The sequence below is a fragment of the Pseudomonas sp. 1176_21 genome (assembly GCF_052850635.1).
This window is the reverse complement of record NZ_VXCV01000001.1, coordinates 550690-573211: the sequence shown is the minus strand read 5'-3', so window position 1 is coordinate 573211 and position 22522 is coordinate 550690. Positions and strand designations below refer to the sequence as shown.

Below are 22522 nucleotides of genomic sequence, written 5' to 3'. Positions count from 1 at the left end.
GGGCAGGTCAGACGATAGGGTCGTGGACGGTGACCAGCTTGGTCCCGTCGGGAAAGGTCGCTTCCACCTGCACGTCGTGGATCATCTCGCTGACGCCTTCCATCACCTGGTCACGCCCGAGCACTTCGCGGCCCAGGCTCATCAGCTCGGCCACCGTGCGCCCGTCGCGGGCACCTTCCATCACGCTGGCACTGATCAGCGCCACCGCCTCGGGGTAGTTGAGCTTCAGCCCACGGGCCAGGCGGCGCTCGGCGAGCAACGCGGCGGTGAACAGCAGCAGTTTGTCTTTCTCTCTCGGGGTCAGCTCCATGGTGCGGTCTCTCAAGTGGCCCAGATGCGCGGCGGGCATGGCGGCAAGCCGACGACGGTCGGTCGCAGGGCGCGCCACAGCCGCTGCAGGGTGGATTGCAGGCGTTGGTTGTCGTGGTCGAGCAGGCGCACCACCAGCAGCTGGCCAAGCAGCGTGGCGCCGGCGGGCACCGGCAGCGGGTGGATCAGTTCGCGTACCTGTTCAAGCAGTTGCTCGTTGGCCGGGGCGGCGCAGAAGGTGGCCAGCAGCGGGTGGCCGCCCAGCTTGTGCAGGTGCCCACCCTGCAGGTGCAGGCGCTCGTGCAGGCCGGGGTCGTCGGGCATGTCCACCTGCAGCCGGCTGTCCACGGCGCCATGGCTGAAGGCCTCGCCCATTACCGGGCGGCCCAGGCACAGGGTTTCCCAGGCCAGCAGGCGCGCGCCGGGGGCCAGGCTGAAATGGCTGTGCAGCGATACCCGCGCGCCGGGGAAGCAGATGCTGTCCTGGGGCAGCCACTCCAGGGTGCTGCCCTCGGCCAGGTGAAAGCGCTGGCGCAGCACCGAGGTGGGCCCGGCGCTGCGGTAGAACTTGGTGGCACCGGGCATGGTCAGCAGCGCATGGCTGCCCGGCTCCAGGTGCAGGTTCAGGGCCAGGCGATCCCCCCCCACCACCCCGCCCGGGGGGTGCAGCACATACACATGGCAGGGGTCGCCTTCGGGGTAGAACGGGCGCTGCACCAGAAGTGGGCCGAAATGCTGGCGTGCACCAATTCGGGTCCGCCCCTGACCTGCGACGAAGCGCAGGTTCAGTTCGGCGTTCCAGCCGGCCGGATCAACCGGCGCGGGGATAAATCGTTGAGCTAGCGTCATGCACGGCGGCCCTGGGCAATGGAGTGGCGACACGGCAAGGCTGGTGTCTGACCAATCGATCAGCTATCGATGCCTGGGGCAATGCAGGTTGCGAGCCAATGTTGTGCATTGGCGTGGTCACGGCGTAGGAAACGCCCTGCGATGGTTACTGCTGGCCAAACAGGTCATGGGCGTCGAGCAGCCGGTAGGCGATCTCGGGACGTTTTTCGAGGGCGCGGCGGATGGCCGCCGGTATGCTCTGGCGGGTCTTGCGGCACAACCCTGGCGGGCCTTCGACCTCGATACGGATACCGCGCATGGTGCGCACTTCATTGGGGCCGGGGGCGATGTGCACCTGGATGCCAAGCTGATCGAACAGGCGGCGCTGCAGGTGTTCGAGGTCGGGCAGGCTCTGCAGGTTTTCCAGGCGTTGGAGCAGGCGGTTTTCTTCCTGGCGGGTCAGGCGCAGAATGCGCAGGTCGGCGCCCGGCGTTTCGAGCAGGCGTTCGCGCTCGCAGATGCAGGCACCGGGTGGGCAGGGTTGGCGCAGCGGTATGATGGGCTCCATGAGGCCCAAGCATAGTCACCGGCCCCAGCGCCGGCAACGCCGGCTCCTGCCCGGTTTGCGTCGCCTGCAGGCGCCGGCGTTGCCGGCGAAGGCGTCACCGGAGATCCTTGCATGAAACAACCCGAACTCGACCTGTTCGGCCCACCCGCCCTCGGCGCCCCCGAATGGATCGGCAAGCAGACGCTGCTGCTGCCAGGCTTTGCCCTGGACCTCGTCGAGCCCCTGCTGCCGGCCCTGCGCACGGTGCTGCGCGCCGCACCGTTTCGCAACCAGCTCACCCCCGGCGGGCGCACCATCGAAGTGGCGGTCACCAATTGCGGGCCGCTGGGCTGGGTCAGTGACCGCCTGGGCTACCGCTACAGCCCCTTCGACCCGCTCACCGGCAAGCCCTGGCCTGCCCTGCCCACGCTGCTCGCCGAGCTGGCCGCTGCCGCCGCAGAGGCAGCCGGCTTCGCCCATTTCAGGCCCGACGCCTGCCTGATCAACCACTACCAGCCCGGCAACCGCCTCACCCTGCACCAGGACCGCAACGAACGCGACTTCAGCCAGCCCATCGTGTCGATCTCGCTGGGCCTGCCGGCGGTGTTCCTGTTCGGCGGGCACACCCGCAGCGAGCCCACCCGCAAGGTCGGCCTGCAGCACGGCGACGTGATGGTCTGGGGCGGCGAGGATCGCCTGCGCTTTCACGGGGTCAACCCGCTCAAGGACGGCGAGCACCCACTGCTGGGCGCCCGCCGCATCAACCTGACCCTGCGCAAGGCCGGTCAACCCGATTGAACTCCCGCCGGTCTGCGCCTCTCCCACTTCATAGGGTTTGTATGAACGATGGAGCACGGCAATGGCCAAGCCACTGCAGGAATACCAGCGCAAGCGCAACTTCGACGCCACCCCGGAGCCGGCCGGCAAGGCCCGCCGCGGTGCGCGCGCGCAGGCATTGCAGTTCTGCATCCAGAAGCACGACGCCAGCCACCTGCATTACGACTTTCGCCTGGAGCTGAACGGCACCCTCAAGAGCTGGGCCATCCCCAAGGGCCCGTCACTGGACCCCAAGGTCAAGCGCCTGGCCGTCCACGTCGAAGACCACCCGCTGGACTACGCCAGCTTCGAGGGCAGCATCCCCGCAGGCCATTACGGTGCGGGCGAAGTGATCGTGTGGGACCGCGGCGTGTGGCTGCCCGAGGGCGACCCGGCCCAGGGCTATGCCAGCGGCAAGCTGCGCTTTCGCCTGCAGGGCGAAAAGCTGAACGGCACCTGGCATCTGTTTCGCACCCGCCTTGGCGGCAAGAAGGAACAGTGGATGCTGGTCAAGTCCGACGACGAGGCTGCCCGCGCCGAGGCCGACTACGACGTGCTGCAGGCCCAGCCCGACAGCGTGCTCAGCGAGCGCAGCCTGATCCCGCGCACCAAGGGCAAGGGCAAAGACAAGGACAAGGACAAGCCCAAGGCCGCACCCCCGCCTCGCCGCCCAGCCAGGGCCGGCACACTGAGTGCGGCCAGGAAGGCCACCCTGCCCGCCGCCCTCACGCCGCAACTGGCCACCCTGGTGGAAACCCCGCCGCAAGGCGACTGGCGCTACGAGGTCAAGTTCGACGGCTACCGCATCCTGGCGCGCATCGACGGCGACGACGTGCGCCTGTTCACCCGCAACGGCCACGACTGGACCACGCGCATGCCGCTGCAGGCCAAGGCCCTGGCCGGCCTGGGGCTGAGCTCGGCCTGGCTGGATGGCGAAGTGGTGGTGGCCAACGCCGAGGGTATCGCCGACTTCCAGGCCCTGCAGAACGCCTTCGACAGCGACACCGATGCCAACATCGTCTACTACCTGTTCGACCTGCCCTACCTCAATGGCATGGACCTGCGCCAATGCCCGTTGCAGGAGCGGCGCGCCGCCCTGGCGGCCGTGCTTGAACCGGCCGACGAACAACGCCTGCGTTTGAGTGCCGATTTCGACGAAGCCCCCGAGTCCCTGCTGGCCAGCGCCTGCCAGATGCAGATGGAGGGCCTGATCGGCAAACGTGCCGACAGCCTCTATGTATCGCGGCGCAGTCACGACTGGATCAAGCTCAAGTGCAAGCAGCGCCAGGAATTCGTGATCGTCGGCTTCACCGAACCCAAGGGCAGCCGCGCCGCCTTCGGCGCCCTGCTGCTGGGGGTGCACGACGCCGACAGCGGCCAGCTGCGCTACGCCGGCAAGGTCGGCACCGGCTTCAATACCGCCACCCTGCAGAGCCTGCTCCAGCGTCTCACCCCGCTCGAGGTGAAAAAGCCCGCGGTCGCCAACCCACCCACCGGCGCCGAAGCCCGCGGCGTGCACTGGCTCAGGCCACAGCTGCTGGCCGAGGTGGCCTACGCCCAGATGACCCGCGAAGGGGTGGTACGCCATTCGGTGTTCCATGGCCTGCGCGAAGACAAGCCGGCCCGCGCCATCGGCCTGGAGAAACCCGTGAAAGCGCCTAACCGCAAAGCCTCCGACAACACCCTGCGCATCACCCACCCCGACCGGGTGATCGATGCCAGCAGCGGCACCGACAAACGCCAGGTGGCCGAGTACTACGCCCAGGTCGCCGAATGGATCCTGCCGCACCTCAAGCGTCGCCCCGTGGCGCTGGTGCGCGCACCGGAGGGCCTGAGCGGCGAGCTGTTCTTCCAGAAGAACGCCGCCCAGCTGAACATCCCGGGCCTGGAGAGTCACGACAAGGCCGAGGCCGGCCAGGCAGTGATGATCATCGACCGCGCCGACACCCTGCTGGGCGCGGTACAGATGAACACCCTGGAACTGCACACCTGGAACGCCACCGCCAGGGACTTCGACAAACCCGACCGTTTCGTGCTCGACCTCGACCCCGACCCGGCATTGCCCTGGAAGGCGATGGTCGAAGCGACCCAGCTGACCCTGGCACTGCTCGACGAACTGGGCCTGCAGGCGTTTCTGAAAACCAGTGGCGGCAAGGGCATGCATGTGGTGGTGCCGCTGACCCGGCGTGCCGGCTGGGACGAGGTCAAGGCGTTCAGCCATGCCATCGTCACCCACATGGCCGGGTTGTTCCCCGACCGGCTGTCCGCCGTTTCGGGGCCGAAGAACCGCGTGGGGCGCATCTTCATCGACTACCTGCGCAACGCCCGTGGCGCCACCACCGTGTGCGCCTATTCGCTGCGCGCCCGCGAAGGGCTGCCGGTGTCGGTACCGATACGCCGCGAAGAGCTCACCGAACTCAAGGGCGCCAACCAGTGGAACCTGCACAACCTGGGCGAGCGCCTGGCCAATGGCGACGACCCCTGGGCCGACTACGACAAGACCCGCCAGTCGCTCACCGTGGCGCTGCGCAAGCGCATGGGCGTGGCATGAAGGGCCTGGACTGGATCGACCTGCTGCAGTGGCCGGCCATGCTGCTCACCCTGGTGGCAGCCTGGTGGATCGGCTCGCGTCAGCCGCGTCGGCGGCGCATCGGCTTCTGCTGCTTCATGGCCAGCAACCTGCTGTGGGTGGTGTGGGGCTGGCAGACCGAGGCCTGGGCATTGATCGTGCTGCAGTTCTGCCTGTGCGCCATGAACCTGCGCGGCCTGAAAAAGAATACCTCGACCCACGCTGCGTGCCCCAAGGAGTCCGCCTCATGAGCATTGTTCAAACCTTCGACCTGGGCCGCCTGGACACCCTGCTGCGCCAGTTCGCCGAGCGCCCGCAACCGCTGAACCTGGACAGCCAGCTGCTCGAACTGATGCAGGCCCTGCAGGCAGCCGGCCTGGAACGCCTGCCGTTGCCCGGCCAGGGCCAGACGCTGCAGCGCTGGCAGACCCTGGCGCGGGTGGCCGGCGCCGACCTGGCCCTGGCCAAGCTGTATGAAGGGCATACCGATGCCCTGGCGATACTCGCCGAATGCGCCGGGGCGCACCTGGCCGGCAACGGGATCTGGGGCGTGTGGGCGGCCGAGCCGCCCAGTGCACGGGTGCGCATCGTGGCTCGCGACAACCAGCGGGTGTACCTGCAGGGGCGCAAGGCCTGGTGCTCCGGCGCGCTGCAGATCGACCACGGCCTGCTCACCGCCTGGGACGAAGACGAACAGCCGCAACTGGTGGCGCTGGACCTTGCCGAGACGGGTCTGCACCGGGTGGCAGACGGCTGGCAGGCGGTGGGCATGGGCATTACCGCCAGCGTCGAGCTGGAACTGGAACACACCCCGGCGCACCTGGTGGGTGGCCCTGGCCAGTACCTCAGTCGCCCCGGCTTCTGGCACGGCGGCGCCGGCATCGCCGCCTGCTGGTACGGCGCCGCCGAGGCCCTGGCCGACTACCTGCGCGAACACTGCCGCCAGCCACGCCCCGACCCCCACGCCGACGCCCACCTGGGCGCGGTGGACGCTGCCCTGTGCGGCGCCGCTGCAGCCCTGCGCGAGTGCGCCGCACAGATCGACGCACAGCCCCAGGCCGATGCCCAGTTCGCCGTACGCCGGGTGCGTGCCCAGGTCGAATACGCCGCCACCCTGGTGCTGACCCACGTGGGCCGCGCCCTGGGTGCCACCCCGTTCTGCCGCAACAGCCACTTCGCCCGGCTCAGCGCCGACCTGCCGGTGTTCCTGCGCCAGAGCCACGCCGAGCGCGACCTGGCCGAACTGGGCCGGCAACTGGCCGGGCGTGAAGCCGGCGGGTGGCAGCTATGAGCGTCGACAACCCGATCAAGGCAGCCGGCAGCGGCACGCCATTGTCGCTGTGGCAGGCGTCCAGCGCCCTGGCCCAGGTCGCCACGGTGCAGGCCGATGAGCTGCTGCCCCCCGGTGCGCGCCTGGTGGTGGTGGCGCCCCACCCGGATGACGAGGTGCTCGGTTGCGGTGGCCTGCTGTCGACCTTCTGCGGCCGTGAGCAGGCGTTGCTGCTGGTGTCGGTGACCGATGGCGAAGGCAGCCACCCCGGCTCGCTCGCCTGGCCAGGCGAGCGCCTGCGCGTGCAGCGCCCCCTGGAAAGCCGCGCAGCCCTGGCCGCGCTGGGGCTGGACGTCGACCGGGTGGCCTGGCAGCGCCTGCACCTGGCCGACAGTGGCGTGGCCGCGCACGAAGCGCAGCTGGCCCATGCGCTGGTGCGCTGCCTGCGCCCCGACGACCGGGTGCTGAGCACCTGGCGCCTGGACGGCCACTGCGACCACGAGGCCGTGGGCCGTGCCAGCGCACAGGCGGCGCAGACCGTGGGCGCGCAGCTGATCGAGGTGCCGATCTGGGCCTGGCACTGGGCCCGGCCGGACGACCCGCGCCTGCCGTGGCGCCGTGCGCGCAAGCTGGCGCTCAGCCCGCAGCAACTTGCGCGCAAGCGCGCCGCCATCGCCGCGCATGCCAGCCAGCTCCATGCCGATGGCGAGCAGCCACCGGTGTTGAGCCAGACCACCCTGCAACGCCTTCTGCAACCTTTCGAACTGCTGTTTCTATGACGGGTGTTTCCATGAGCGTATCGCCGCAGTATTTCGAACAGCTGTTCGAGCACGATGAAGACCCCTGGGCCTTTCGGACCCGCTGGTACGAGAAGCGCAAGCGCGACCTGACCCTGGCCTGCCTGCCGCGCCAGTACTACACGCGCATCTTCGAGCCCGCCTGCGCCAACGGCGAGCTCAGTGCAGCGCTGGCCGAGCGCACCGAGGCCCTGCTGTGCCAGGACCTCAATGCCACTGCCGTGGAGCTTGCGCGCCGGCGCCTGGCAGCCTGCCCCCAGGCCAGTGTGAGCCAGGGCCACCTGCCCGGCGACTGGCCGGGGGGCGAGTTCGACCTGATCGTGCTCAGCGAGATCGGCTACTACCTCGACCCCGCGCAGTGGCTGCAGGTGATCGAACAGGCCGTGGCCAGCCTGAGCCCTGGCGGTGCGCTGCTGGCCTGCCACTGGCTGCACCCCATCGACGGCTGCCCGCAGGATGGCCGCCAGGTACACGCCCTGCTCGATCAGCGCCTGCCGCTGTACCGCGCCGTGCGCCACGAGGAAGCCGACTTCCTGCTCGAATACTGGTGTTGCCAGCCGTGTGCCATTGACCTGCAGGAGCCTTGCCTATGATCGGCGTGATCGTCCCCGCGCATAACGAAGAACAGTACCTGCCGGCCTGCCTGCGCGCCCTCGGGCAGGCGGCGGCGCAGGCCGAGGCCCTTGGCGAGCGCGTAGAGATCGTGGTGGTGCTCGACCAGTGCAGCGATGCCAGCCAAGCCATTGCCCTGGCGCACGGCGTGCACACCCTGCAGGTCACTGCGCGCAACGTGGGCTACGCCCGGCGTGCCGGCGCCAGCTGGATGCTCGAGCGCGGCGCGCGCTGGCTGGCCTGCACCGACGCCGACAGCTGCGTGCCGGCCGACTGGCTGGTGTGCCAGCTGGACTGCGCCGCCGACGCCGTGTGCGGCACGGTGCACGTGGAGCAATGGCAGGCGCACCAGGATGCGGCGTTGCAGGCGCGTTACCTGGCCCACTACCAGGCCCGCGAGGACCACCGGCACATCCATGGCGCCAACCTGGGCATCTGCGCCAGGGCCTACCAGCGGGTCGGCGGGTTCCGCCCCGTGCCGCTGGACGAAGACGTGCAACTGATCAGCGACCTTGAACTGAGCGGCGCGCGCATCGTGTGGACGGCACGCAACAGCGTATCCACCAGCAGCCGTGGCGACTGCCGGGCGCGGGGCGGCTTCGGCGACTTCCTCACCACCCTGGCGGCTACCCCGTGAGCCGTGGCGCGGCGCAGGTGCACATCGGCATCTCGGGCTGGCGCTATGTGCCGTGGCGGGGCGACTTCTACCCCGAGGGCCTGCGCCAGAAGGACGAGCTGCACTTCGCCTCGCGGGCGGTCAACAGCATCGAGATCAACGGCACCTTCTATGCGCTGCAACGTCCCGAGCGTTTCGCCGGCTGGGCGGCCGAAACGCCGCCAGGCTTCGTGTTCAGCGTCAAGGCGCCGCGCTTCATCACCCACGTGAAGCGCCTGCGCGAGATCGACGAACCGCTGGCCAACTTCTATGCTTCCGGCCCCCTGTCGCTGGGCAGCAAGCTGGGGCCGACCTTGTGGCAGTTCCCGCCGAACATGCGTTTTGACGAGGGGTTGTTCGATGCGTTTCTGGCGCGCCTGCCGCACACCGGCAAGCAGGCCAAGGCCCTGGCCGCGCAGTGTGCCGAGCGGATGCAGCGTGCGGGTTACCTGGAGGGCGCCGACCGGCAGGTGGTGCGCCATGCAGTGGAGGTGCGTCACGAGAGCTTTCTGGATCCGGCGTTCGTGGCGTTGCTGCGCAAGTACCGGGTAGCGCTGGTGGTGGCCGACACGGCGAAGAAGTGGCCGCATGTGGAGGACTTGACCAGCGACTTCGTGTACATGCGCCTGCATGGGGATGTGGCGCTGTACAGCAGCGGTTATTCAGAGGCGGCCTTGCGCGGCTGGCAAAAGCGTATCCAGGCGTGGAAACGCGGGGCGCAGCCTGGGGATGCGCGGTTGATCGATGCGGCGAGTGCGGCGCCGAAGGCGGCGCATCGCGATGTGTACTGCTACTTCGACAACGACATCAAGGTGCGCGCGCCCTATGACGCCAGACGGTTGCTGGAGCTGCTGAAGCTGGACAAGGGCCTGGAAGCGACACCGGGTGCTGCGCTGTAGGAGCCAGCCAGGCTGGCGAACCGGACACCGCGAAACACCGGCCAACGCAGCGCGCCCCTTCGCCGGCAACGCCGGCGCCTACATGCCGTTCACATACCCCTTGAGAAAATCGATCCAGGCCCGCACCTTGCGCGGCACGTGGTTGCTGGCCGGGTACAGCGCGTACACGCTCTGCTCGGCAAAGCGATACCCCGGCAATGCATCCAGCAGGCGCCCGGTACGCAGGTCGTCCTCGATCAACCACGCCGGCAGCAGCGCCACGCCCAGCCCCTGCAAGGCGAACGAGCGCAGGATCGAGGCATTGTCTGCCACCATCACCGCCCGGCCCGAAGGCTCGTACACCGCCGCTTCCCCCCTCTGATCGAGCAACGCCCAACCGGCCTGGCGCTCGAAACGCCCATGCACCAGCCTGGGCAAGGCGTTCACCTGGGCAAGGGTCGCCCCCGGCACGCCCACGCCCGGCGCCATCACCAGGTGCACTGCATAGGTCTCCAGGCACACCCCGCGGTAGCCTGAGTCCTGCGCCTGCCCTAACCGGATGGCCACGTCGAAGCGCTCCTGCACCAGGTCCGCATGGCTGGTGTGGGTTTCCAGCCGCACGTTGAGCAACGGGTGCTCACGCATGAACAGCTGCAAGGCCGGCGCCACCACGCGCAAACCGTACTCCACCGTGGAGGTGACCCGCAGGCTGCCCTGCAACCCGCCATGCTCGGCACGCGCCTGCTCGATGGCCAGCCGCGCCTGCTCCAGCACCAGCAGGCACTGACGGTAGAAGCCCTCGCCGGCATCGGTCAACGCCACCCGGCGCGTGGTGCGGATCAGCAGGGTCACGCCCAACTGCGCCTCCAGCTGCTTGATACCGAAGCTGACCGCGGCACGGGTCTGGCACAGGCGTGTGGCCGCCGCCGTGAACGACCCCGCCTCCACCACGGCGCAAAACAGCTCGAAACGGTCCAGGCTGACCATGCAAAGGCCCCTTGATTGTCAAAATAATTCGACCAATCTGACAGTATTGCGGGGCTTATTCAATCATCAGCACCGCCCTACACTGCGCCCATCGTTCTCCAGCGGCGCCCCGTCATGCCTTTTCGCAGCAAAGTCAGCCTGATCTTCCTGATGGGTTTTGCCCTCGACCTGCTCAACCTGTTCGTGCTCAACAGCGCCTACCCCGCCCTGCAGCGCCAGCTCGGCGCCTCGGTCACGCAGCTGGGCTGGGTCGGCAACGCCTACATGCTCGGCCTGACCCTGATCATCCCGCTGGGTAACGGGCTGGCGCAGCGCATCGGCGAGCGCGCCACCCTGCTGCTGTCGCTGGCCCTGTTCGGCCTGGGCTGTGCCCTGGCAGGCTCGGCCCGGAGCATCGAGGCACTGATCGGCTGGCGCCTGCTGCAGGGCCTGGGTGGCGGCCTGCTGATCCCGGTGGGCCAGGCGCTGGCCTACCGCGCCTGCCCCGCCAGCGAGCGCGCCGGCCTCACCTCGCGGGTGATGATGGTGGCCCTGCTGGTGCCGGCGCTGTCGCCGGCACTGGGCGGGCTGATGGCCGACCAGGGCGACTGGCGCTGGGTGTTCTTCGCCCTGCTTGCGCCCACCCTGCTGTGCGCCGCGCTGGTGCTGGCCTGGCTGCCCGGCGGTCGGCCCCAGCCCAGCGCACGGCCGGCCCTGGACCTGCGCCTGTTGCGCCAGCCACTGCTGCACACCGCCATGCTCATCTACCTGTGCGTACCGGGCGTGTTCATGGGGATCAACCTGGTGACGGCGCTGTACCTGCAAGGCACGCTTGGCCTGAGCGCCACTGCCACCGGCGGGCTGATGCTGCCGTGGGCCGCCGGTGCGCTGGCGGCGATCGCCCTGAGCCGGTGGCGCTTCAACGCACTGGGCCCACGCCCGCTGCTGCTGGCCGGCATGGGCATTCAAAGCCTGGCGGTGCTGGCGTTGGCCAGCCCCTGGCTGGTCGCCCACCCCGGTTGGCTGGTGCTGCTGTATGCGTTGCTGGGCCTGGGCAGCAGCCTGTGCAGCAGCACCGCGCAGACGGCGGCGTTCGTGGCGATCCCCGAGGCGGCCATGGGCGCGGCCAGTGCGCTGTGGAGCCTGAACCGGCAGTTGAGTTTCTTTTTCGGGGTGGCGTTGCTCGGCGCAGTGCTCGACTGGCGATTGCCGGAGCCTGCAGCCTACGCGCAAGCGCTGGCGCTGGGCGCCGCGCTGACCTTGCTGCCCTTGCCCTGGGTGCTGCGCCTGCCGGGCGCCCGGGCCCTGTTTGTTCAACCTGTGGAGTGAGTGCAATGCCAGAGCGTAATGCGGGGTTTGAAGAGGTGCTGGAGGCGCATGTGCAGATCCGCCAGTGGCTGGCCGGCGAGGCACGGCCGCCGTTGCTGGAGCGCTTTGCCGAGGGGTTCTCGATGTTCACGCTCAAGGGCACGGTGCTCGACAAGGCGCAGCTGGAGGTTTTTTTTGCCCAGGCCTATGGCTCGCGGCCTGGCCTGCGCATCGAGATCGATGAGATGCACGACGTGGCGCCGGGGGTGGTGACCTATCGCGAGCATCAGCAGGATGACAGCGGCCAGACCACGCTGCGCTGGTCGACGGTGGTGTTCGACGCGCAGGGCAAGTGGCTGCATTTGCAGGAGACTGCGGCACTTGCGTAACCCCATCGCGGGTCAAGCCCGCTCCCACAGGGGCCTCGCAGGGGGTGTGGGAGCGGGCTCGACCCGCGATGAAGCCGCCGCGGTCAGGCTTTCTTGCGCGAAGGCGCTGCCTTCTTGGCCGGCGCCTTCTTGCCCCCACCCAGGCTGCGCTTGAGCAGCTCGGTGAGGTCGATGATGTCCGCCCCCTTGCCTGCTGCCTGGTCTTCGGGCGCCTCCACGGTGGCGATCTTGCCCTGACTGGCCTTCTCCTCCACCAGCGCCATGATGGTGTCCTTGAAGTCGTTGTGGTACTCCTGCGGCGTCCAGTGCCCGGCCATGTCCTCCACCAGACGCTTGGCCATCTGCAGCTCCTTCTTGTCCACCGTGGCCGCGCTCACGCTCTTGTCCAGCTCCAGCCCTTCGAGCCCGCGGACCTCATCGGGCCAGCGCAGGGTGATCATCACCAGGGCGTCCTCCAGCGGGCGCAGCAGCGCCAGGTGCTGCTGGGTATGCAGCACCACCTTGGCCAGCGCCACCTTGCCGGTGCTCTCCAGGGTCTGGCGCAGCAGCGCATAGACCTTGCCACCGCGCTTGTCCGGCGCCAGGTAGTACGGCGTGTCGAAGTGCTGCAGCGGGATCTCGTCACTGCCCACGAACGAGAAGATATCGATGGTCTGGGTGGCCTCGGGCCGCGCCTTGCGGATCTCGTCCTCGCTGATCACCACATAGCGGCCCTTCTCGAACGCCACGCCCTTGACGATATGCTCCTTGTCGATCTCCTTGCCGGTGACCTTGTTCACCCGCTTGTAGCCCACCGGGTCCATGCTGCGCTTGTCGAGCCAGTCGAAATCGACACGGTCGCTGCTGACCGCCGTGGTCAGCGACACCGGGATATGCACCAGCCCGAAACTGATCGCGCCCTTCCAGATCGCCCTGCTGGCCATGCTCGTCTCCTCGCCTAAGGCAATGGGTTGCCACCGGTCACGCCGAACACTTCACCGGTGATGTAACTGGATTCCTGCGACGCCAGCAGCACGTACAACGGCGCACACTCGGCCGGCTGGCCGGGGCGCTTCATCGGCGTGTGCCCGCCGAAGTCGGGGATCTTCTCCGGCGGCTGCCCGCCGCTGGGCTGCAGCACCGTCCAGATCGGCCCCGGTGCCACCGCGTTGACACGGATACCGCGCTCGATCACCTGCTTGGCCAGGGCCTTGGTAAAGGCCACGATCGCCGCCTTGGTGGTGGCGTAGTCGAGCAGGGTCGCCGACGGCTGGTACGACTGGATCGATGCGGTATTGATGATGGTGGCCCCGGCCGGCATCAGCGGCACGGCCGCCTGGCACAGCCAGAACAGCGCGTACACGTTGGTCTTCATGGTGGCGTCGAACTGCTCGCTGCTGACCTGGCCCACCTGCTTGCGCGCCACCTGCTTGCCTGCCACGTTGACCAGGATGTCCAGCCCACCCAACTGGTCGTGGGCCTGGCTGACCAGTTCGCGGCAAAAGGCCTCGTCCTTGAGGTCGCCCGGCAAGGCGATGGCACGCCGGCCCTCGGCCTCGATCAACTGGATGACTTCCTTGGCATCGCTGTGCTCGATGGGCAGGTAGTTGAGCACGATGTCCGCACCCTCGCGGGCAAAGGCGATGGCCACCGCACGGCCGATCCCGGAGTCGGCGCCCGTGATCAGCGCCTTGCGCCCCTGGAGCCGGCCAAAGCCCTGGTAGCTGTGCTCACCGTGGTCCGGCTTGGGTTGCATGCCGCTGTCCAGCCCAGGCGCCGATTGGCCCTGGGCCGGAAACGGCGGTTGCGGGTACTGGGTCAGCGGGTTGCGCATGCTGTACTGGTTGCTGGGTTTTGGCGTCGACATCGGGATCCTCCGGTACGGTTCAGTGCCTCAGTGCGTGGGGGCCTGCCTGGCGCAGCCGCAGCCACTGGCAGAACAGGGTTTGCCGGCCGGGTGATGATCGGCGCAGGCCTGACAGCAATAAGACTTGCCTTCGCGTTGCACGGGGTTGTCGCCGACCTTGCAGTTGCAGTCCGGGCAGGCACAGGTCTGTTGGTCCATGGTCTTGACTCCTGAAGGTGATGGTCGTCATCGGTGGCGCCGTTTGGCGCCCCTGCAAGAAGTGACCGGCCCGCGCGCGCAATGGTTCAAGGCAGTTGGTCCGCTTGCGGCAAAGCCGATGAAACCCTGGCCGCTTTGTGACCTCCACAGAACACGAGGGGCCCTTTCGCCCCGGTACCGGAGACCGCCATGACAAGCCACCTGGTCAAGCTGTTCACCCAACCCAACTCGGCGTGGGCCGACATTCGCCACGACGAGGAAGCCCACCCGCGTCACTACCTGTCACACCTGCTGTTGCTGGCACTGATCCCCACCGTATGCCTGTTCATCGGGATCACCTCGGTGGGCTGGAGCCTGGCCGAAAACGAGAACGTGCGCCTGAGTGCCAGCAGCGCGTTGCAGCTGTGCATCCTGCTGTTTCTGGCGATCATGGCGGGCACGGTGCTGATGGGGGCATTCATCCGCTGGATGTCGCGTACCTTCGATGCACGCCCCACCCTCAACCAGTGCATCGGCTTTGCTGCCTACACTGCCACACCGTATTTCGTAGCCGGGCTGGCCGGGCTGTACCCGAGCCGTTGGCTGGCGGTCACGATACTGGGCGCGGCCACGGTGTACGCGACCTTTCTGCTGTTCACCGGTCTGCCGACCTTCATGCGCATCCGCAAGGAAGACGGCCTGCTGTACTCGGCCAGCGTGTGGGGGGTGGGGTTGCTGGTGCAGGTGACCATCCTGGTGTCGATGATCCTGTTCTGGTTCAACACCCTGCAACCGGAATACCTGCGCCCGGCCGGCCTGGGCTAGCCGGGCGCATGGGGGTCAGGCGCGGTACAGCCTGCGCGGCTGCAGGCCCATGGTGCGGCGCTCTTCGCGGATCTGACCCACCAGGTCCGCGATGGCCCGCACGTCGGGCAAGGCGCTCAGCTGAATACCCGTGACCGTAAGCTCGGCATACTCGGCATCGGCCGGCAGGTGGATGGTCAGCGCCAATCCGTCGCTGCACGCCACTTCACAGCGCCATGGCAGAAAGGCGCCTTCTATCAGGCGACGCAGTTCCAGATCACACACTCCGTTCATTGGCATGATGCAACCCTCGATGTCTCAGGTGTAACCACTAGTAAGGGCCCCCCGGGCCCGACATTCAAATCGAAAACTCCAATACAGCCCCCGGCATCTGATTGACCGGGGCAATGAAACCGCACCGGCATGTTCAGCCGTTGCGCGTCACCGTCAGCCCCACCGCTGCAATGCGCTCGACCTGCTCGTATCCAGGTTCGAGCAGTTGCTCGCCAAACACGTCAGGGTCCAGCTCCTGGTAGTGCCACGACCATTGCGGGGCGGTGAGCTGGGCACGGATGGCGGCAAGGAACGGGTCGTGCCCGTCGACCATCGCCACCCCGGTGTACAGCAGCAGCGTGCCGCCCTGGCTCAGGCGCCCGATTGCCTCGTTGACGATGCGCAGCGACAGGTCGGCGCCCAGGCTGCCGCCACCGTGCCGATAGGCGCGGCGGCCGGCATCGAGCATGTACGGCGGGTTGGCGACGATCAGGTCGAAGTTGCCGGTAATGCCCTGCAGTACATCGCTGTGCGCCACCGACACATTGGCCAGCCCGGCCAGGGCCACGTTGATCGCGCTCAGGCGCAGGGCGTCGGGGTTGATGTCCAGCGCGGTGACCTGGGCGTGCCGGCGTGCACGGCCGATCAGTATCGCCCCTACCCCGGCCCCGCAGCCGATATCCACCGCGTGGTTGATTTCGCTGAAGCGGCCCTGCAAGTGGCTGGCAATGAAGTGTGCGAAACGGTAGCTGTCGGGCCCGAAGAACACCGCATCGGCCTGCGTGGTGGGAAAGCCCGAATGCACGAACAGCAGGTCCTCCAGGCTCGACCAGCGCACCCGGCTGCGCCAGCAGTCGCCGTCTTCGTCGAGAATCTGTGCCACGCGCATCTGCGCCAGTTCGTCGGCCGACAGCAGCGAAGCGGTGAACGGACGGTTCCAGCCAAAAATGTCGCGCAGGGTGCGCGCCCGCGCCGCGCTCTGGCGCTCGTTGTTGCGCTGCTGGGTCAGCGGGGTGACGCAGGTGAAGCGGTAGCCGTCGGCCTGCAGGCGCCGGCCCAGTTGCAGCAGGGCCTTGTCCGCTTCAGGCTGGCAGGTGTTCAGCAGCATGGTGCACTCCTTCAGTTTAGGCCGGTGAGCTGGCGGTACATCCGCGTGGCCTGCAGGCCACGCGGCAGTGCATGGCGGTTGCCGGCCATGGCGTCGATCAGGCGTTCGATACGGCACTGTGCGGGCAGCGCCTGCAGCTCGATGTCGAGCGCGGTGTCGTCCGAAGGCATCGAGGGTTGCAGGGCGCTGCCCTGGGTACGTTCGGGGTTGCCGGCCGGCTGCCAGTCGCCAGCGATCCAGTCATGCAGCAGCTGCTTCTCATACACGCTGAACACCCCGAACATCGCCGCGCCCGGCCCCTCGATCACCTGCCAGAAGCGGCTGAGCTGTGGGTCCTGCCCGCGTTTGATCCAGCCCTTCTGTTCCAGCACGCCAAGAAAGCCCGGCATGCTGCCCGGCTCGGCCAGCCATTGATTGACGGTGCGCCCCTGGAAGCGGCAGTAGTCCGAATGCATGTGCTGGCCGAAGGCGCGCTTGCGTTCGAGCAGCGCCACCACCTCGGCCTCCAGGTCAAAGCCTGCGATGATCGCCGCCGAGCCCTGGCCCAGGTCGTTGAGCCGGTAGCCGGCGACCACGCGCTGGTAGAAACGCCCGTCGTCCTGCTCCGGGCGCAACTGCTGCAGGGCCTGCACGGCCTTGCGTGCATGGCCGCTGCTGGCGTTGTCGATGGTGACGTGCAGGCGAAAGTACTGGGCATCCAGGCCCAGTTCGTCGAGCTCATAGGCGCTGATCAGCAGGTGCAACGGCAGCTGCTCATAGCCCAGGTTGTAGCCGATCACCTCGGGCAGGAACATGTCGCTGTTGGCCCCCAGCGCCAGTTGCAGGCAGCCTTGCAGGTAACGCTCGTCGGGCAGCGGCACCGGCTCGTGGCAACCGGCCTCGGCCAGCAGGCGGCGATAGATCAGCACATGGTTGCAGGCCGGGTCGCCATCGCCCAGCTCTTCGAGGTAGATACGGATCAGCCCGTGATAGCGCGGGTCGGCCCAGTGTCGCAGCAGCCCGTGCAGCCAGGCGCCGTCCACCGCCTTGGTGGGGGCCACATGGTGCAGAAAGTACAGCGCGTGGGCGCGAGTGCTGAAATAGCGCCGGGGCGCGCCGGCCTTGCGCCCGGCCAGGTACTCGGCGTATTCGCCGGCAACTGCGGCGGTGCGCCGGTCGGTCCACGCGTCCAGTTCGCCCGGGGTTGCCGGCAGGTCGTCCTGCAGACCCTGGGTGCGCAGCAGTTGCTCGGCCAGCCAGGCGGCACTGCCCACCAGGTCACCGCGCAGCAGCGCCTGGTAGCGGTTGAGCAGGTCGCCGGCCTGAACCTGCGCCAGGTCGGCAGTCGGGCGGGTTGCGTTCATCACGGTCATGGCCGTTGTCCTCTTGGCTGCCCCTTGCAGTCGATATGCAAGGGAATGGGCGCTGCGCTGCAAAGTTCCACAGCCCCGCCAAGCGGATGAAAAAGTCGTGCGGGCTTACCGTTCGTCTCATGCACGCAAAGATTTTAAAACTTTGCCCCGTGGCCTATCTCCACACCTATGTGAGGTCCACAAGGCTTCGCATCCCAATGACATGAGGATCAGCATCATGGACAAGAAAGAAAACTCGGGAAACTTTGCCAACGACAAGAACAAGGCGTCGGAAGCCGGCAAAAAAGGTGGGCAGGCCTCCGGAGGCGGCGCTGGCAGCCAGGGCAACAAGAAGCCTGACGCCACCAAGTCTGACACCCGCAAACCAAGTGGTGGTGGTCGTAGCTGACGCTCGAGCGACCGGCGCACCGAGGGTGCGTCGGTCTTGAGGACTCTTGATCTTGAGGACTCTTGATGAAGCAGTACGTCATCCACTTTCACTGCCCGATCGATCAGGGCACCACCGAGCGCTTTCGCGACCGTTGCCTGCAGGCGATCGACGAAGGGGCCAGCGCCCTGCTGCTCAACCTGTCGACCATCGGCGGCAGCACCCACCTGGGGTTCTCGATCTACAGCTTCCTCAAGTCGCTGCCGGTGCCGGTCAGCGCGGTGAATGCGGGCAACATCGAATCCATGGGCATCGTGATGTACCTGGCCGCCAGCGAACGCCTGGCCGTGCCCCACTCGCGGTTTCTGATCCACCCCATGACCTGGCACTTCAGCCAGAGCGCGGTGGACCACTCGCGCCTGCGTGAATACCTGTCGAGCCTGAACAACGACCTGGAGCGCTATGCGCGGATCTTCGAACTGGAGACCGCCCATGCCGAGCGCAAACTGGACATCATCCACTGCCTGTCGGCCGAGGAACGGGTGATCCCTGCCTACGATTCGCTGGCCTGCGGCATGGCCCACCGGCTGGAACAGGTAGTGTTCGACACCGATGCTCGCCACCTCACCGTCAGCGCCGAACACTGATGTCGAACAATCAGACTGAATTATTTGGTGGCTGGAAGGTACTTAGTTAGGCGGTATGAGTGAACACGCATCGGTCACCACGTTGAAAGGATTTTCAGGGAACCATGAACAACGCAAAACTCTTCGTCATCGACTATCAATTGCACGGCAAACAGAAGTCCTTCGTGATTCGTGCCGAGGCGATGGACAACGCCGAAGCCTGGCACTGGGCCAGCTGTGACGCCGGGGTGGGGCATATTCCGCGCTATGGGCGCGAGAAGGTAAAGAAGGTCAGCAAGCCACTGGCCGAGCGGTACGGAATCACCGAGGTGACGTGGCGCCAGAGCCACTGAGACGGCGCTGCGTCCAGCGCGGGCCAGGCCCGCGCTGAACGCAGCACAACCCGGTCAACCCGGAATCAGCAAGCCACGCTGCACCGCCGGCCGCGCCAGAAACGCCTCCAGCACGCGTCGAACCTCGACGAACTCTTCGATCCGCACCAGATCCCCCGCTTCGTAGAAACCGATCAGGTTGCGCACCCACGGCAGCGTGGCGATGTCCGCGATGCCGTACTCGCCCATGATCCAGTCGCGCCCGTGCAGGCGCCGGTCCAGCACGCCCAGCAGGCGCCGCGCCTCGTCCACGTAGCGCTGCAGCGGGCGCTTGTCTTCATAGGCCTTGCCGGCGAACTTGTTGAAGAAGCCCACCTGGCCGAACATCGGGCCGATGCCGCCCATCTGGAACATCAGCCACTGGATCGTCTCGTAGCGCGCAGCCGGGTCTTCAGGCAGCAGCTGGCCGGTCTTCTCGGCCAGGTACAGCAGGATCGCCCCCGACTCGAACAGCCCCAGCGGCTTGCCCCCCGGCCCGTGCGGGTCGAGGATCGCGGGGATCTTGTTGTTGGCACTGAGCGAGATGAACTCGGCGCTCAGTTGATCCTCGGTGGCAAAGTCCACCTTGTGCGCCTCGTAGGCCAGGCCCGTCTCTTCGAGCATGATCGACACCTTCACCCCGTTGGGCGTGGGCAGCGAATACAGTTGCAGGCGCTCGGGGTGGCGGGCAGGCCATTTGCGGGTGATGGGGTAGGCAGAAAGATCAGTCATCGGCAGCCTCTGGTTCGGCAGTGGCGCAGGCGCGCACCATCACCCAGTCACGGTGACGTTCCGGCCCGCAGACAAAAATGGCCTCGCCCACCAGGCGGAAGCCATTGCGTTGGTAAAAGCGGATCGCCCGGCTGTTGTGTTCGTTGACCGTCAGGCGGATCGCCCCACCCACCTGGGCCAGGGTGTCCTCAAGCAGGCGCTGGGCCGCGCCCTGGCCATGGTGCTCGGGCAGCACGTAGCAGCGGCTCAGTTCCGGCAGGCCGTCGGCCGCCTCGATACCCAGCGCCTGCGCCGCCTTGTCGATCAGGGTGTAGCCCACCACCACGCCGTCATGCTCCAGTACGCGCAATTGCTTGGCGCGGCTGATCAGGTGCAGGCAGAAGTGTTCGGGCTGAAGATGGCCTCGGATATAGGCGGCAAGCGCCTTGGCCGACGAATCGGCGGGGCTTGCCAGGGCGAAGGTCTGGCTGGCGATGTCGCTGAGGGCTTCAGCATCGGCCGGCCGGGCAGTACGGGTACTGAAAAGCATGCTGCAACATCCTGTCCAACGGGCGAACCTGCATGGTAGCCCGTTCCATCACCGGCGCGACAGCACCCTACGCACTCAACGTCGCCGAAACAGCGGCCTGGGCTCGATCACCGAACGCCCGTAGAGCACGCTCATGCCCTGCAGGCCCTTGAGCGCGTCGGCTGCCGACTTGTCCTCGCGCACGGCAAAACTGTCGAAACCGCACTGGCGCATGTGGCTCAGCTGGTCGCGCAGCACATCGCCGACAGCACGCAATTCGCCCTGCCAGCCCAGCCGCGTGCGCAGCAGGTAGGCCTGGCTGTAGCCACGGCCATCGCGAAACGAGGGGAAGTCGATGGCGATCAGCGGCAGCACGCCCAGCCACAGCTGCAGCGACTCGACATCGTCATCCGGCCCCAGCCACAGCCCGTGATAACCACTGGGCTGCGCCAGCCAGCGGTGCAGCGGCAAAATCAGCGCGCCCGTCGGCAGCGGCGCCTCCTGCTCGCGCAGCAACTGCCAGCTGTCGCCCTCCACAAGCTGCGCCTGCCCTTGGCGTATCGCGATCACATTGCGCATGTGGACACCTCCGGCTGCCTGGCATAGACGCGCTCCTTGAACGGCTCCAGCCCCACCCGCGCCACGGTGTCGACGAAGGGCTCGTCGAGTTCGCGGTAGGCGCAGTAGGTGGCCACGATCTGCTCGATCACGCGGGGGATCTCGGCGGCGCTGAACGACGGGCCGATCACCTTGCCCAGTGCGCTTGCCTTGCCCTGCGCCCCGCCCAGGGTCACCTGGTACCACTCGCTGCCGTTCTTGTCGACGCCCAGGATGCCGATGTTGCCGATGTGGTGGTGGCCACAGGCGTTGATGCAGCCCGAGATGTTCAGGCTCAGCTCGCCCAGGTCGTGCAGGTAGTCGAGGTCGTCGAAGCGGCTCTGGATGGCCTGGGCGATGGGGATCGACTTGGCGTTGGCCAGCGCGCAGAAGTCGCCGCCCGGGCAGGCGATGATATCGGTCAGCAGGCCGATGTTGGCGGTGCCCAGGCCCTGCTCGCAGGCCAGACGCCACAGCGGGTACAGGTCGGCCTTGCGGACATCGGGCAGGATCAGGTTCTGCTCGTGGGCGATGCGGATTTCACCGAAACCGAAGTGCTCCGACCAGTCGGCCACGTTATCCATCTGCTCGGCGGTGAGGTCGCCCGGGGGCGCCGCCGGGCCGGGCTTGGTCGACAGCACCACGCTGGCATAGCCGGCCACCTTGTGCGGCTGCACGTTGCGCGAGACCCAGCGGGCGAAGGAGCGGTCCATGGCCAGGTGGGTGCCGTAGTCCAGGTCGCCGTCGGGCTGCGCGGCGTAGCGTGGCGGCGCGAAGCCTTCGGCCACCCGCTGGAACTCGGCTTCGGTGAGCTGCGCCGGGCCGTCCTTGATGTGTTGCCATTCCTGTTCGACTTCACGGGCAAAGGCCTCGATGCCCAGTGCCTTGACCAGGATCTTGATGCGCGCCTTGTACTTGTTGTCGCGCCGGCCATGGCGGTTGTACACCCGCAGGATGGCCTCGACGTACGACAGCAGGTGCTCCCACGGCAGGCCCTCGCGGATCTGCAGGCCCAGGATCGGCGTGCGCCCCAGGCCGCCGCCGACCATCACCCGCAGGCGCATCTGCTGGCGCCCGTCGCGGTAAAGGTACAGGCCGATGTCGTGCATCATGATCGCTGCGCGGTCCTGGCGGGCCGAGCAGATGGCGATCTTGAACTTGCGCGGCAGGAACAGGAACTCGGGGTTGATGGTCGACCACTGGCGCAGGATCTCGGCCAGCGGGCGCGGGTCGATGATCTCGTCGGCGGCGACGCCGGCGAAGGCCTCGGTGGTGATGTTGCGCACGCAGTTGCCGGAGGTCTGGATCGCATGCATGTCGACCTCGGCCAGGCGCTGCAGGATATCCGGCACCTGGGCCAGTTCGACCCAGTTGAACTGGATGTTCTGGCGCGTGGTGAAGTGGCCGTAGCCGCGGTCGTAGTCGCGCGCGATGCTGGCCAGGGTGCGCATCTGGCGGGCGCCGAGGGTGCCGTAGGGGATGGCCACGCGCAGCATGTAGGCATGCTTTTGCAGGTACAGGCCATTTTGCAGGCGCAGTGGCAGGAATTCTTCTTCGCTCAGTTCACCGGCAGTGAAGCGCTGCACCTGGTCGCGGAACTGGGCTACGCGCTCGAACACCAGTGCACGATCGTATTCGTCGTAGTGATACATGGTCGGACCTCATCAGGGAGGCCGCTACTATGGCTTCGAGGTGTACTGGGTTACAGATTCAGGTTGGGGGGATTAATGCGGATCAGTTGACCCGGTGGCGCCTGTATCGCGGGTCAAGCCCGCTCCCACAGAACGTTCACAGCCCCTCAAGTCGGTGCACAACCT

At 67.3% G+C, this 22522-nt stretch carries 28 protein-coding genes; 14 read left to right on the top strand and 14 right to left on the bottom strand.

All coding sequences use genetic code 11. The features are described 5' to 3' along the window. Positions 1–7 precede the first annotated feature (7 nt). From FW760_RS02870 to FW760_RS02860, 3 genes are all read right to left on the bottom strand, one after another. Positions 8–310 (bottom strand): urease subunit gamma, encoded by a 303-nt coding sequence (locus FW760_RS02870; protein ID WP_043859641.1) that lies wholly within the window; start codon positions 308–310, stop codon positions 8–10. An 11-nt stretch (positions 311–321) separates the two neighbouring features. After that, on the bottom strand, positions 322–1158 hold the full coding sequence (locus tag FW760_RS02865) for an urease accessory protein UreD (protein WP_446443567.1): 837 nt from the start codon (positions 1156–1158) through the stop codon (positions 322–324). A 145-nt stretch (positions 1159–1303) separates the two neighbouring features. After that, positions 1304–1705: a hypothetical protein gene (locus FW760_RS02860; protein ID WP_054914649.1), complete on the bottom strand. Its 402-nt coding sequence runs from the start codon at positions 1703–1705 to the stop codon at positions 1304–1306. 111 nt (positions 1706–1816) lie between these two features. On the opposite strand from FW760_RS02860, the gene alkB reads away from it, so the two are divergent. The 8 genes from alkB (at position 1817) to FW760_RS02820 (ending at position 9302) form a co-directional block, all read left to right on the top strand. Further along, on the top strand, positions 1817–2482 hold the full coding sequence (gene alkB, locus FW760_RS02855) for a DNA oxidative demethylase AlkB (protein ID WP_054914441.1): 666 nt from the start codon (positions 1817–1819) through the stop codon (positions 2480–2482). 61 nt (positions 2483–2543) lie between these two features. After that, positions 2544–5051 carry a DNA ligase D gene (ligD, locus tag FW760_RS02850; protein ID WP_446443566.1) on the top strand — a complete coding sequence of 836 codons (2508 nt, stop codon included), beginning with the start codon at positions 2544–2546 and terminating at the stop codon, positions 5049–5051. Beyond that, positions 5048–5320, top strand: coding sequence for a hypothetical protein (locus FW760_RS02845; protein ID WP_078481216.1), 273 nt, complete (start codon positions 5048–5050; stop codon positions 5318–5320). Before ligD ends, FW760_RS02845 begins: the two co-directional genes overlap by 4 nt. Then, entirely contained in the window at positions 5317–6360 is a 1044-nt protein-coding gene (locus tag FW760_RS02840; protein ID WP_054914439.1) for a hypothetical protein, read from the top strand. Before FW760_RS02845 ends, FW760_RS02840 begins: the two co-directional genes overlap by 4 nt. Then, positions 6357–7118 (top strand): PIG-L deacetylase family protein, encoded by a 762-nt coding sequence (locus tag FW760_RS02835; RefSeq protein WP_088515078.1) that lies wholly within the window; start codon positions 6357–6359, stop codon positions 7116–7118. Before FW760_RS02840 ends, FW760_RS02835 begins: the two co-directional genes overlap by 4 nt. Positions 7119–7129: 11 nt before the next feature. After that, positions 7130–7729 (top strand): class I SAM-dependent methyltransferase, encoded by a 600-nt coding sequence (locus tag FW760_RS02830; protein WP_054914437.1) that lies wholly within the window; start codon positions 7130–7132, stop codon positions 7727–7729. Continuing rightward, entirely contained in the window at positions 7726–8385 is a 660-nt protein-coding gene (locus tag FW760_RS02825; protein WP_043860031.1) for a glycosyltransferase, read from the top strand. Before FW760_RS02830 ends, FW760_RS02825 begins: the two co-directional genes overlap by 4 nt. Continuing rightward, a complete protein-coding gene (locus tag FW760_RS02820) occupies positions 8382–9302 on the top strand; it encodes a DUF72 domain-containing protein (protein ID WP_043860032.1) in 921 nt (306 codons plus the stop codon). Before FW760_RS02825 ends, FW760_RS02820 begins: the two co-directional genes overlap by 4 nt. A gap of 78 nt (positions 9303–9380) precedes the next feature. Here FW760_RS02820 and FW760_RS02815 read toward each other — a convergent pair whose 3' ends face one another. Continuing rightward, positions 9381–10268 (bottom strand): LysR family transcriptional regulator, encoded by an 888-nt coding sequence (locus FW760_RS02815; RefSeq protein WP_088515079.1) that lies wholly within the window; start codon positions 10266–10268, stop codon positions 9381–9383. 114 nt (positions 10269–10382) lie between these two features. Here FW760_RS02815 and FW760_RS02810 point away from each other — a divergent pair, with 114 nt between their 5' ends. Continuing rightward, positions 10383–11576 (top strand): MFS transporter, encoded by a 1194-nt coding sequence (locus FW760_RS02810; RefSeq protein ID WP_446443565.1) that lies wholly within the window; start codon positions 10383–10385, stop codon positions 11574–11576. Between the two features lie 5 nt (positions 11577–11581). After that, positions 11582–11944 carry a DUF4440 domain-containing protein gene (locus tag FW760_RS02805; protein ID WP_446443564.1) on the top strand — a complete coding sequence of 121 codons (363 nt, stop codon included), beginning with the start codon at positions 11582–11584 and terminating at the stop codon, positions 11942–11944. Positions 11945–12027: 83 nt separating this feature from the next. Here the strand turns inward: FW760_RS02805 and ku are convergent, their stop codons facing one another. From ku to FW760_RS02790, 3 genes are read right to left on the bottom strand one after another with little or no spacing between them, the layout of a single operon-like run. Beyond that, positions 12028–12867 carry a non-homologous end joining protein Ku gene (gene ku, locus FW760_RS02800; protein ID WP_116053872.1) on the bottom strand — a complete coding sequence of 280 codons (840 nt, stop codon included), beginning with the start codon at positions 12865–12867 and terminating at the stop codon, positions 12028–12030. Between the two features lie 14 nt (positions 12868–12881). After that, entirely contained in the window at positions 12882–13790 is a 909-nt protein-coding gene (locus FW760_RS02795; protein WP_043860037.1) for an SDR family oxidoreductase, read from the bottom strand. 27 nt (positions 13791–13817) lie between these two features. Beyond that, positions 13818–13988 (bottom strand): metallothionein, encoded by a 171-nt coding sequence (locus FW760_RS02790; RefSeq protein WP_043860038.1) that lies wholly within the window; start codon positions 13986–13988, stop codon positions 13818–13820. 189 nt (positions 13989–14177) lie between these two features. On the opposite strand from FW760_RS02790, the gene FW760_RS02785 reads away from it, so the two are divergent. Beyond that, a complete protein-coding gene (locus FW760_RS02785) occupies positions 14178–14792 on the top strand; it encodes a Yip1 family protein (RefSeq protein WP_054914434.1) in 615 nt (204 codons plus the stop codon). A 15-nt stretch (positions 14793–14807) separates the two neighbouring features. On the opposite strand, the gene FW760_RS02780 is transcribed toward FW760_RS02785, so the two are convergent. From FW760_RS02780 to FW760_RS02770, 3 genes are all read right to left on the bottom strand, one after another. After that, on the bottom strand, positions 14808–15071 hold the full coding sequence (locus FW760_RS02780) for a DUF1652 domain-containing protein (protein WP_043860040.1): 264 nt from the start codon (positions 15069–15071) through the stop codon (positions 14808–14810). A gap of 127 nt (positions 15072–15198) precedes the next feature. Then, positions 15199–16152 carry a methyltransferase gene (locus tag FW760_RS02775; protein ID WP_043860041.1) on the bottom strand — a complete coding sequence of 318 codons (954 nt, stop codon included), beginning with the start codon at positions 16150–16152 and terminating at the stop codon, positions 15199–15201. A gap of 11 nt (positions 16153–16163) precedes the next feature. Then, entirely contained in the window at positions 16164–17504 is a 1341-nt protein-coding gene (locus tag FW760_RS02770; RefSeq protein WP_196932180.1) for an iron-containing redox enzyme family protein, read from the bottom strand. A gap of 214 nt (positions 17505–17718) precedes the next feature. Between FW760_RS02770 and FW760_RS02765 the strand changes: the two genes are divergently transcribed. The 3 genes from FW760_RS02765 to FW760_RS02755 all read left to right on the top strand — a co-directional run bounded on the left by FW760_RS02765 (position 17719) and on the right by FW760_RS02755 (position 18850). Next, on the top strand, positions 17719–17892 hold the full coding sequence (locus FW760_RS02765; protein WP_370409158.1) for a KGG domain-containing protein: 174 nt from the start codon (positions 17719–17721) through the stop codon (positions 17890–17892). A 65-nt stretch (positions 17893–17957) separates the two neighbouring features. Continuing rightward, on the top strand, positions 17958–18518 hold the full coding sequence (locus FW760_RS02760) for an ATP-dependent Clp protease proteolytic subunit (protein ID WP_043860043.1): 561 nt from the start codon (positions 17958–17960) through the stop codon (positions 18516–18518). A 104-nt stretch (positions 18519–18622) separates the two neighbouring features. Further along, on the top strand, positions 18623–18850 hold the full coding sequence (locus tag FW760_RS02755; protein ID WP_043860044.1) for a DUF6555 family protein: 228 nt from the start codon (positions 18623–18625) through the stop codon (positions 18848–18850). A 54-nt stretch (positions 18851–18904) separates the two neighbouring features. Here FW760_RS02755 and FW760_RS02750 read toward each other — a convergent pair whose 3' ends face one another. The 4 genes from FW760_RS02750 to FW760_RS02735 all read right to left on the bottom strand — a co-directional run bounded on the left by FW760_RS02750 (position 18905) and on the right by FW760_RS02735 (position 22357). After that, entirely contained in the window at positions 18905–19600 is a 696-nt protein-coding gene (locus FW760_RS02750; protein WP_043860045.1) for a glutathione S-transferase N-terminal domain-containing protein, read from the bottom strand. Next, positions 19593–20129: a GNAT family N-acetyltransferase gene (locus tag FW760_RS02745; RefSeq protein WP_327781071.1), complete on the bottom strand. Its 537-nt coding sequence runs from the start codon at positions 20127–20129 to the stop codon at positions 19593–19595. The genes FW760_RS02750 and FW760_RS02745 overlap by 8 nt, the downstream gene beginning before the upstream one ends. 75 nt (positions 20130–20204) lie before the next feature. After that, positions 20205–20687 carry a DUF934 domain-containing protein gene (locus tag FW760_RS02740; RefSeq protein ID WP_043860047.1) on the bottom strand — a complete coding sequence of 161 codons (483 nt, stop codon included), beginning with the start codon at positions 20685–20687 and terminating at the stop codon, positions 20205–20207. Continuing rightward, a complete protein-coding gene (locus tag FW760_RS02735) occupies positions 20675–22357 on the bottom strand; it encodes a nitrite/sulfite reductase (protein WP_100632707.1) in 1683 nt (560 codons plus the stop codon). The genes FW760_RS02740 and FW760_RS02735 overlap by 13 nt, the downstream gene beginning before the upstream one ends. Positions 22358–22522: the final 165 nt, after the last annotated feature.

What these genes read in the sequence shown, in the direction of transcription:
- ligD (WP_446443566.1), top strand. Translation starts at nt 2,544, where the DNA reads ATGGCCAAGCCACTGCAGGAATACCAGCGCAAGCGCAACTTCGACGCC.
- FW760_RS02755 (WP_043860044.1), top strand. Translation starts at nt 18,623, where the DNA reads ATGAACAACGCAAAACTCTTCGTCATCGACTATCAATTGCACGGCAAA.
- FW760_RS02830 (WP_054914437.1), top strand. Translation starts at nt 7,130, where the DNA reads ATGAGCGTATCGCCGCAGTATTTCGAACAGCTGTTCGAGCACGATGAA.
- FW760_RS02740 (WP_043860047.1), bottom strand. Translation starts at nt 20,687, where the DNA reads ATGCGCAATGTGATCGCGATACGCCAAGGGCAGGCGCAGCTTGTGGAG.
- ku (WP_116053872.1), bottom strand. Translation starts at nt 12,867, where the DNA reads ATGGCCAGCAGGGCGATCTGGAAGGGCGCGATCAGTTTCGGGCTGGTG.
- FW760_RS02825 (WP_043860031.1), top strand. Translation starts at nt 7,726, where the DNA reads ATGATCGGCGTGATCGTCCCCGCGCATAACGAAGAACAGTACCTGCCG.
- FW760_RS02870 (WP_043859641.1), bottom strand. Translation starts at nt 310, where the DNA reads ATGGAGCTGACCCCGAGAGAGAAAGACAAACTGCTGCTGTTCACCGCC.
- FW760_RS02860 (WP_054914649.1), bottom strand. Translation starts at nt 1,705, where the DNA reads ATGGAGCCCATCATACCGCTGCGCCAACCCTGCCCACCCGGTGCCTGC.
- FW760_RS02745 (WP_327781071.1), bottom strand. Translation starts at nt 20,129, where the DNA reads ATGCTTTTCAGTACCCGTACTGCCCGGCCGGCCGATGCTGAAGCCCTC.
- FW760_RS02810 (WP_446443565.1), top strand. Translation starts at nt 10,383, where the DNA reads ATGCCTTTTCGCAGCAAAGTCAGCCTGATCTTCCTGATGGGTTTTGCC.
- FW760_RS02835 (WP_088515078.1), top strand. Translation starts at nt 6,357, where the DNA reads ATGAGCGTCGACAACCCGATCAAGGCAGCCGGCAGCGGCACGCCATTG.
- FW760_RS02770 (WP_196932180.1), bottom strand. Translation starts at nt 17,504, where the DNA reads ATGACCGTGATGAACGCAACCCGCCCGACTGCCGACCTGGCGCAGGTT.
- FW760_RS02750 (WP_043860045.1), bottom strand. Translation starts at nt 19,600, where the DNA reads ATGACTGATCTTTCTGCCTACCCCATCACCCGCAAATGGCCTGCCCGC.
- FW760_RS02760 (WP_043860043.1), top strand. Translation starts at nt 17,958, where the DNA reads ATGAAGCAGTACGTCATCCACTTTCACTGCCCGATCGATCAGGGCACC.
- FW760_RS02840 (WP_054914439.1), top strand. Translation starts at nt 5,317, where the DNA reads ATGAGCATTGTTCAAACCTTCGACCTGGGCCGCCTGGACACCCTGCTG.
- alkB (WP_054914441.1), top strand. Translation starts at nt 1,817, where the DNA reads ATGAAACAACCCGAACTCGACCTGTTCGGCCCACCCGCCCTCGGCGCC.
- FW760_RS02795 (WP_043860037.1), bottom strand. Translation starts at nt 13,790, where the DNA reads ATGTCGACGCCAAAACCCAGCAACCAGTACAGCATGCGCAACCCGCTG.
- FW760_RS02865 (WP_446443567.1), bottom strand. Translation starts at nt 1,158, where the DNA reads ATGACGCTAGCTCAACGATTTATCCCCGCGCCGGTTGATCCGGCCGGC.
- FW760_RS02790 (WP_043860038.1), bottom strand. Translation starts at nt 13,988, where the DNA reads ATGGACCAACAGACCTGTGCCTGCCCGGACTGCAACTGCAAGGTCGGC.
- FW760_RS02780 (WP_043860040.1), bottom strand. Translation starts at nt 15,071, where the DNA reads ATGCCAATGAACGGAGTGTGTGATCTGGAACTGCGTCGCCTGATAGAA.
- FW760_RS02735 (WP_100632707.1), bottom strand. Translation starts at nt 22,357, where the DNA reads ATGTATCACTACGACGAATACGATCGTGCACTGGTGTTCGAGCGCGTA.
- FW760_RS02785 (WP_054914434.1), top strand. Translation starts at nt 14,178, where the DNA reads ATGACAAGCCACCTGGTCAAGCTGTTCACCCAACCCAACTCGGCGTGG.
- FW760_RS02805 (WP_446443564.1), top strand. Translation starts at nt 11,582, where the DNA reads ATGCCAGAGCGTAATGCGGGGTTTGAAGAGGTGCTGGAGGCGCATGTG.
- FW760_RS02815 (WP_088515079.1), bottom strand. Translation starts at nt 10,268, where the DNA reads ATGGTCAGCCTGGACCGTTTCGAGCTGTTTTGCGCCGTGGTGGAGGCG.
- FW760_RS02775 (WP_043860041.1), bottom strand. Translation starts at nt 16,152, where the DNA reads ATGCTGCTGAACACCTGCCAGCCTGAAGCGGACAAGGCCCTGCTGCAA.
- FW760_RS02845 (WP_078481216.1), top strand. Translation starts at nt 5,048, where the DNA reads ATGAAGGGCCTGGACTGGATCGACCTGCTGCAGTGGCCGGCCATGCTG.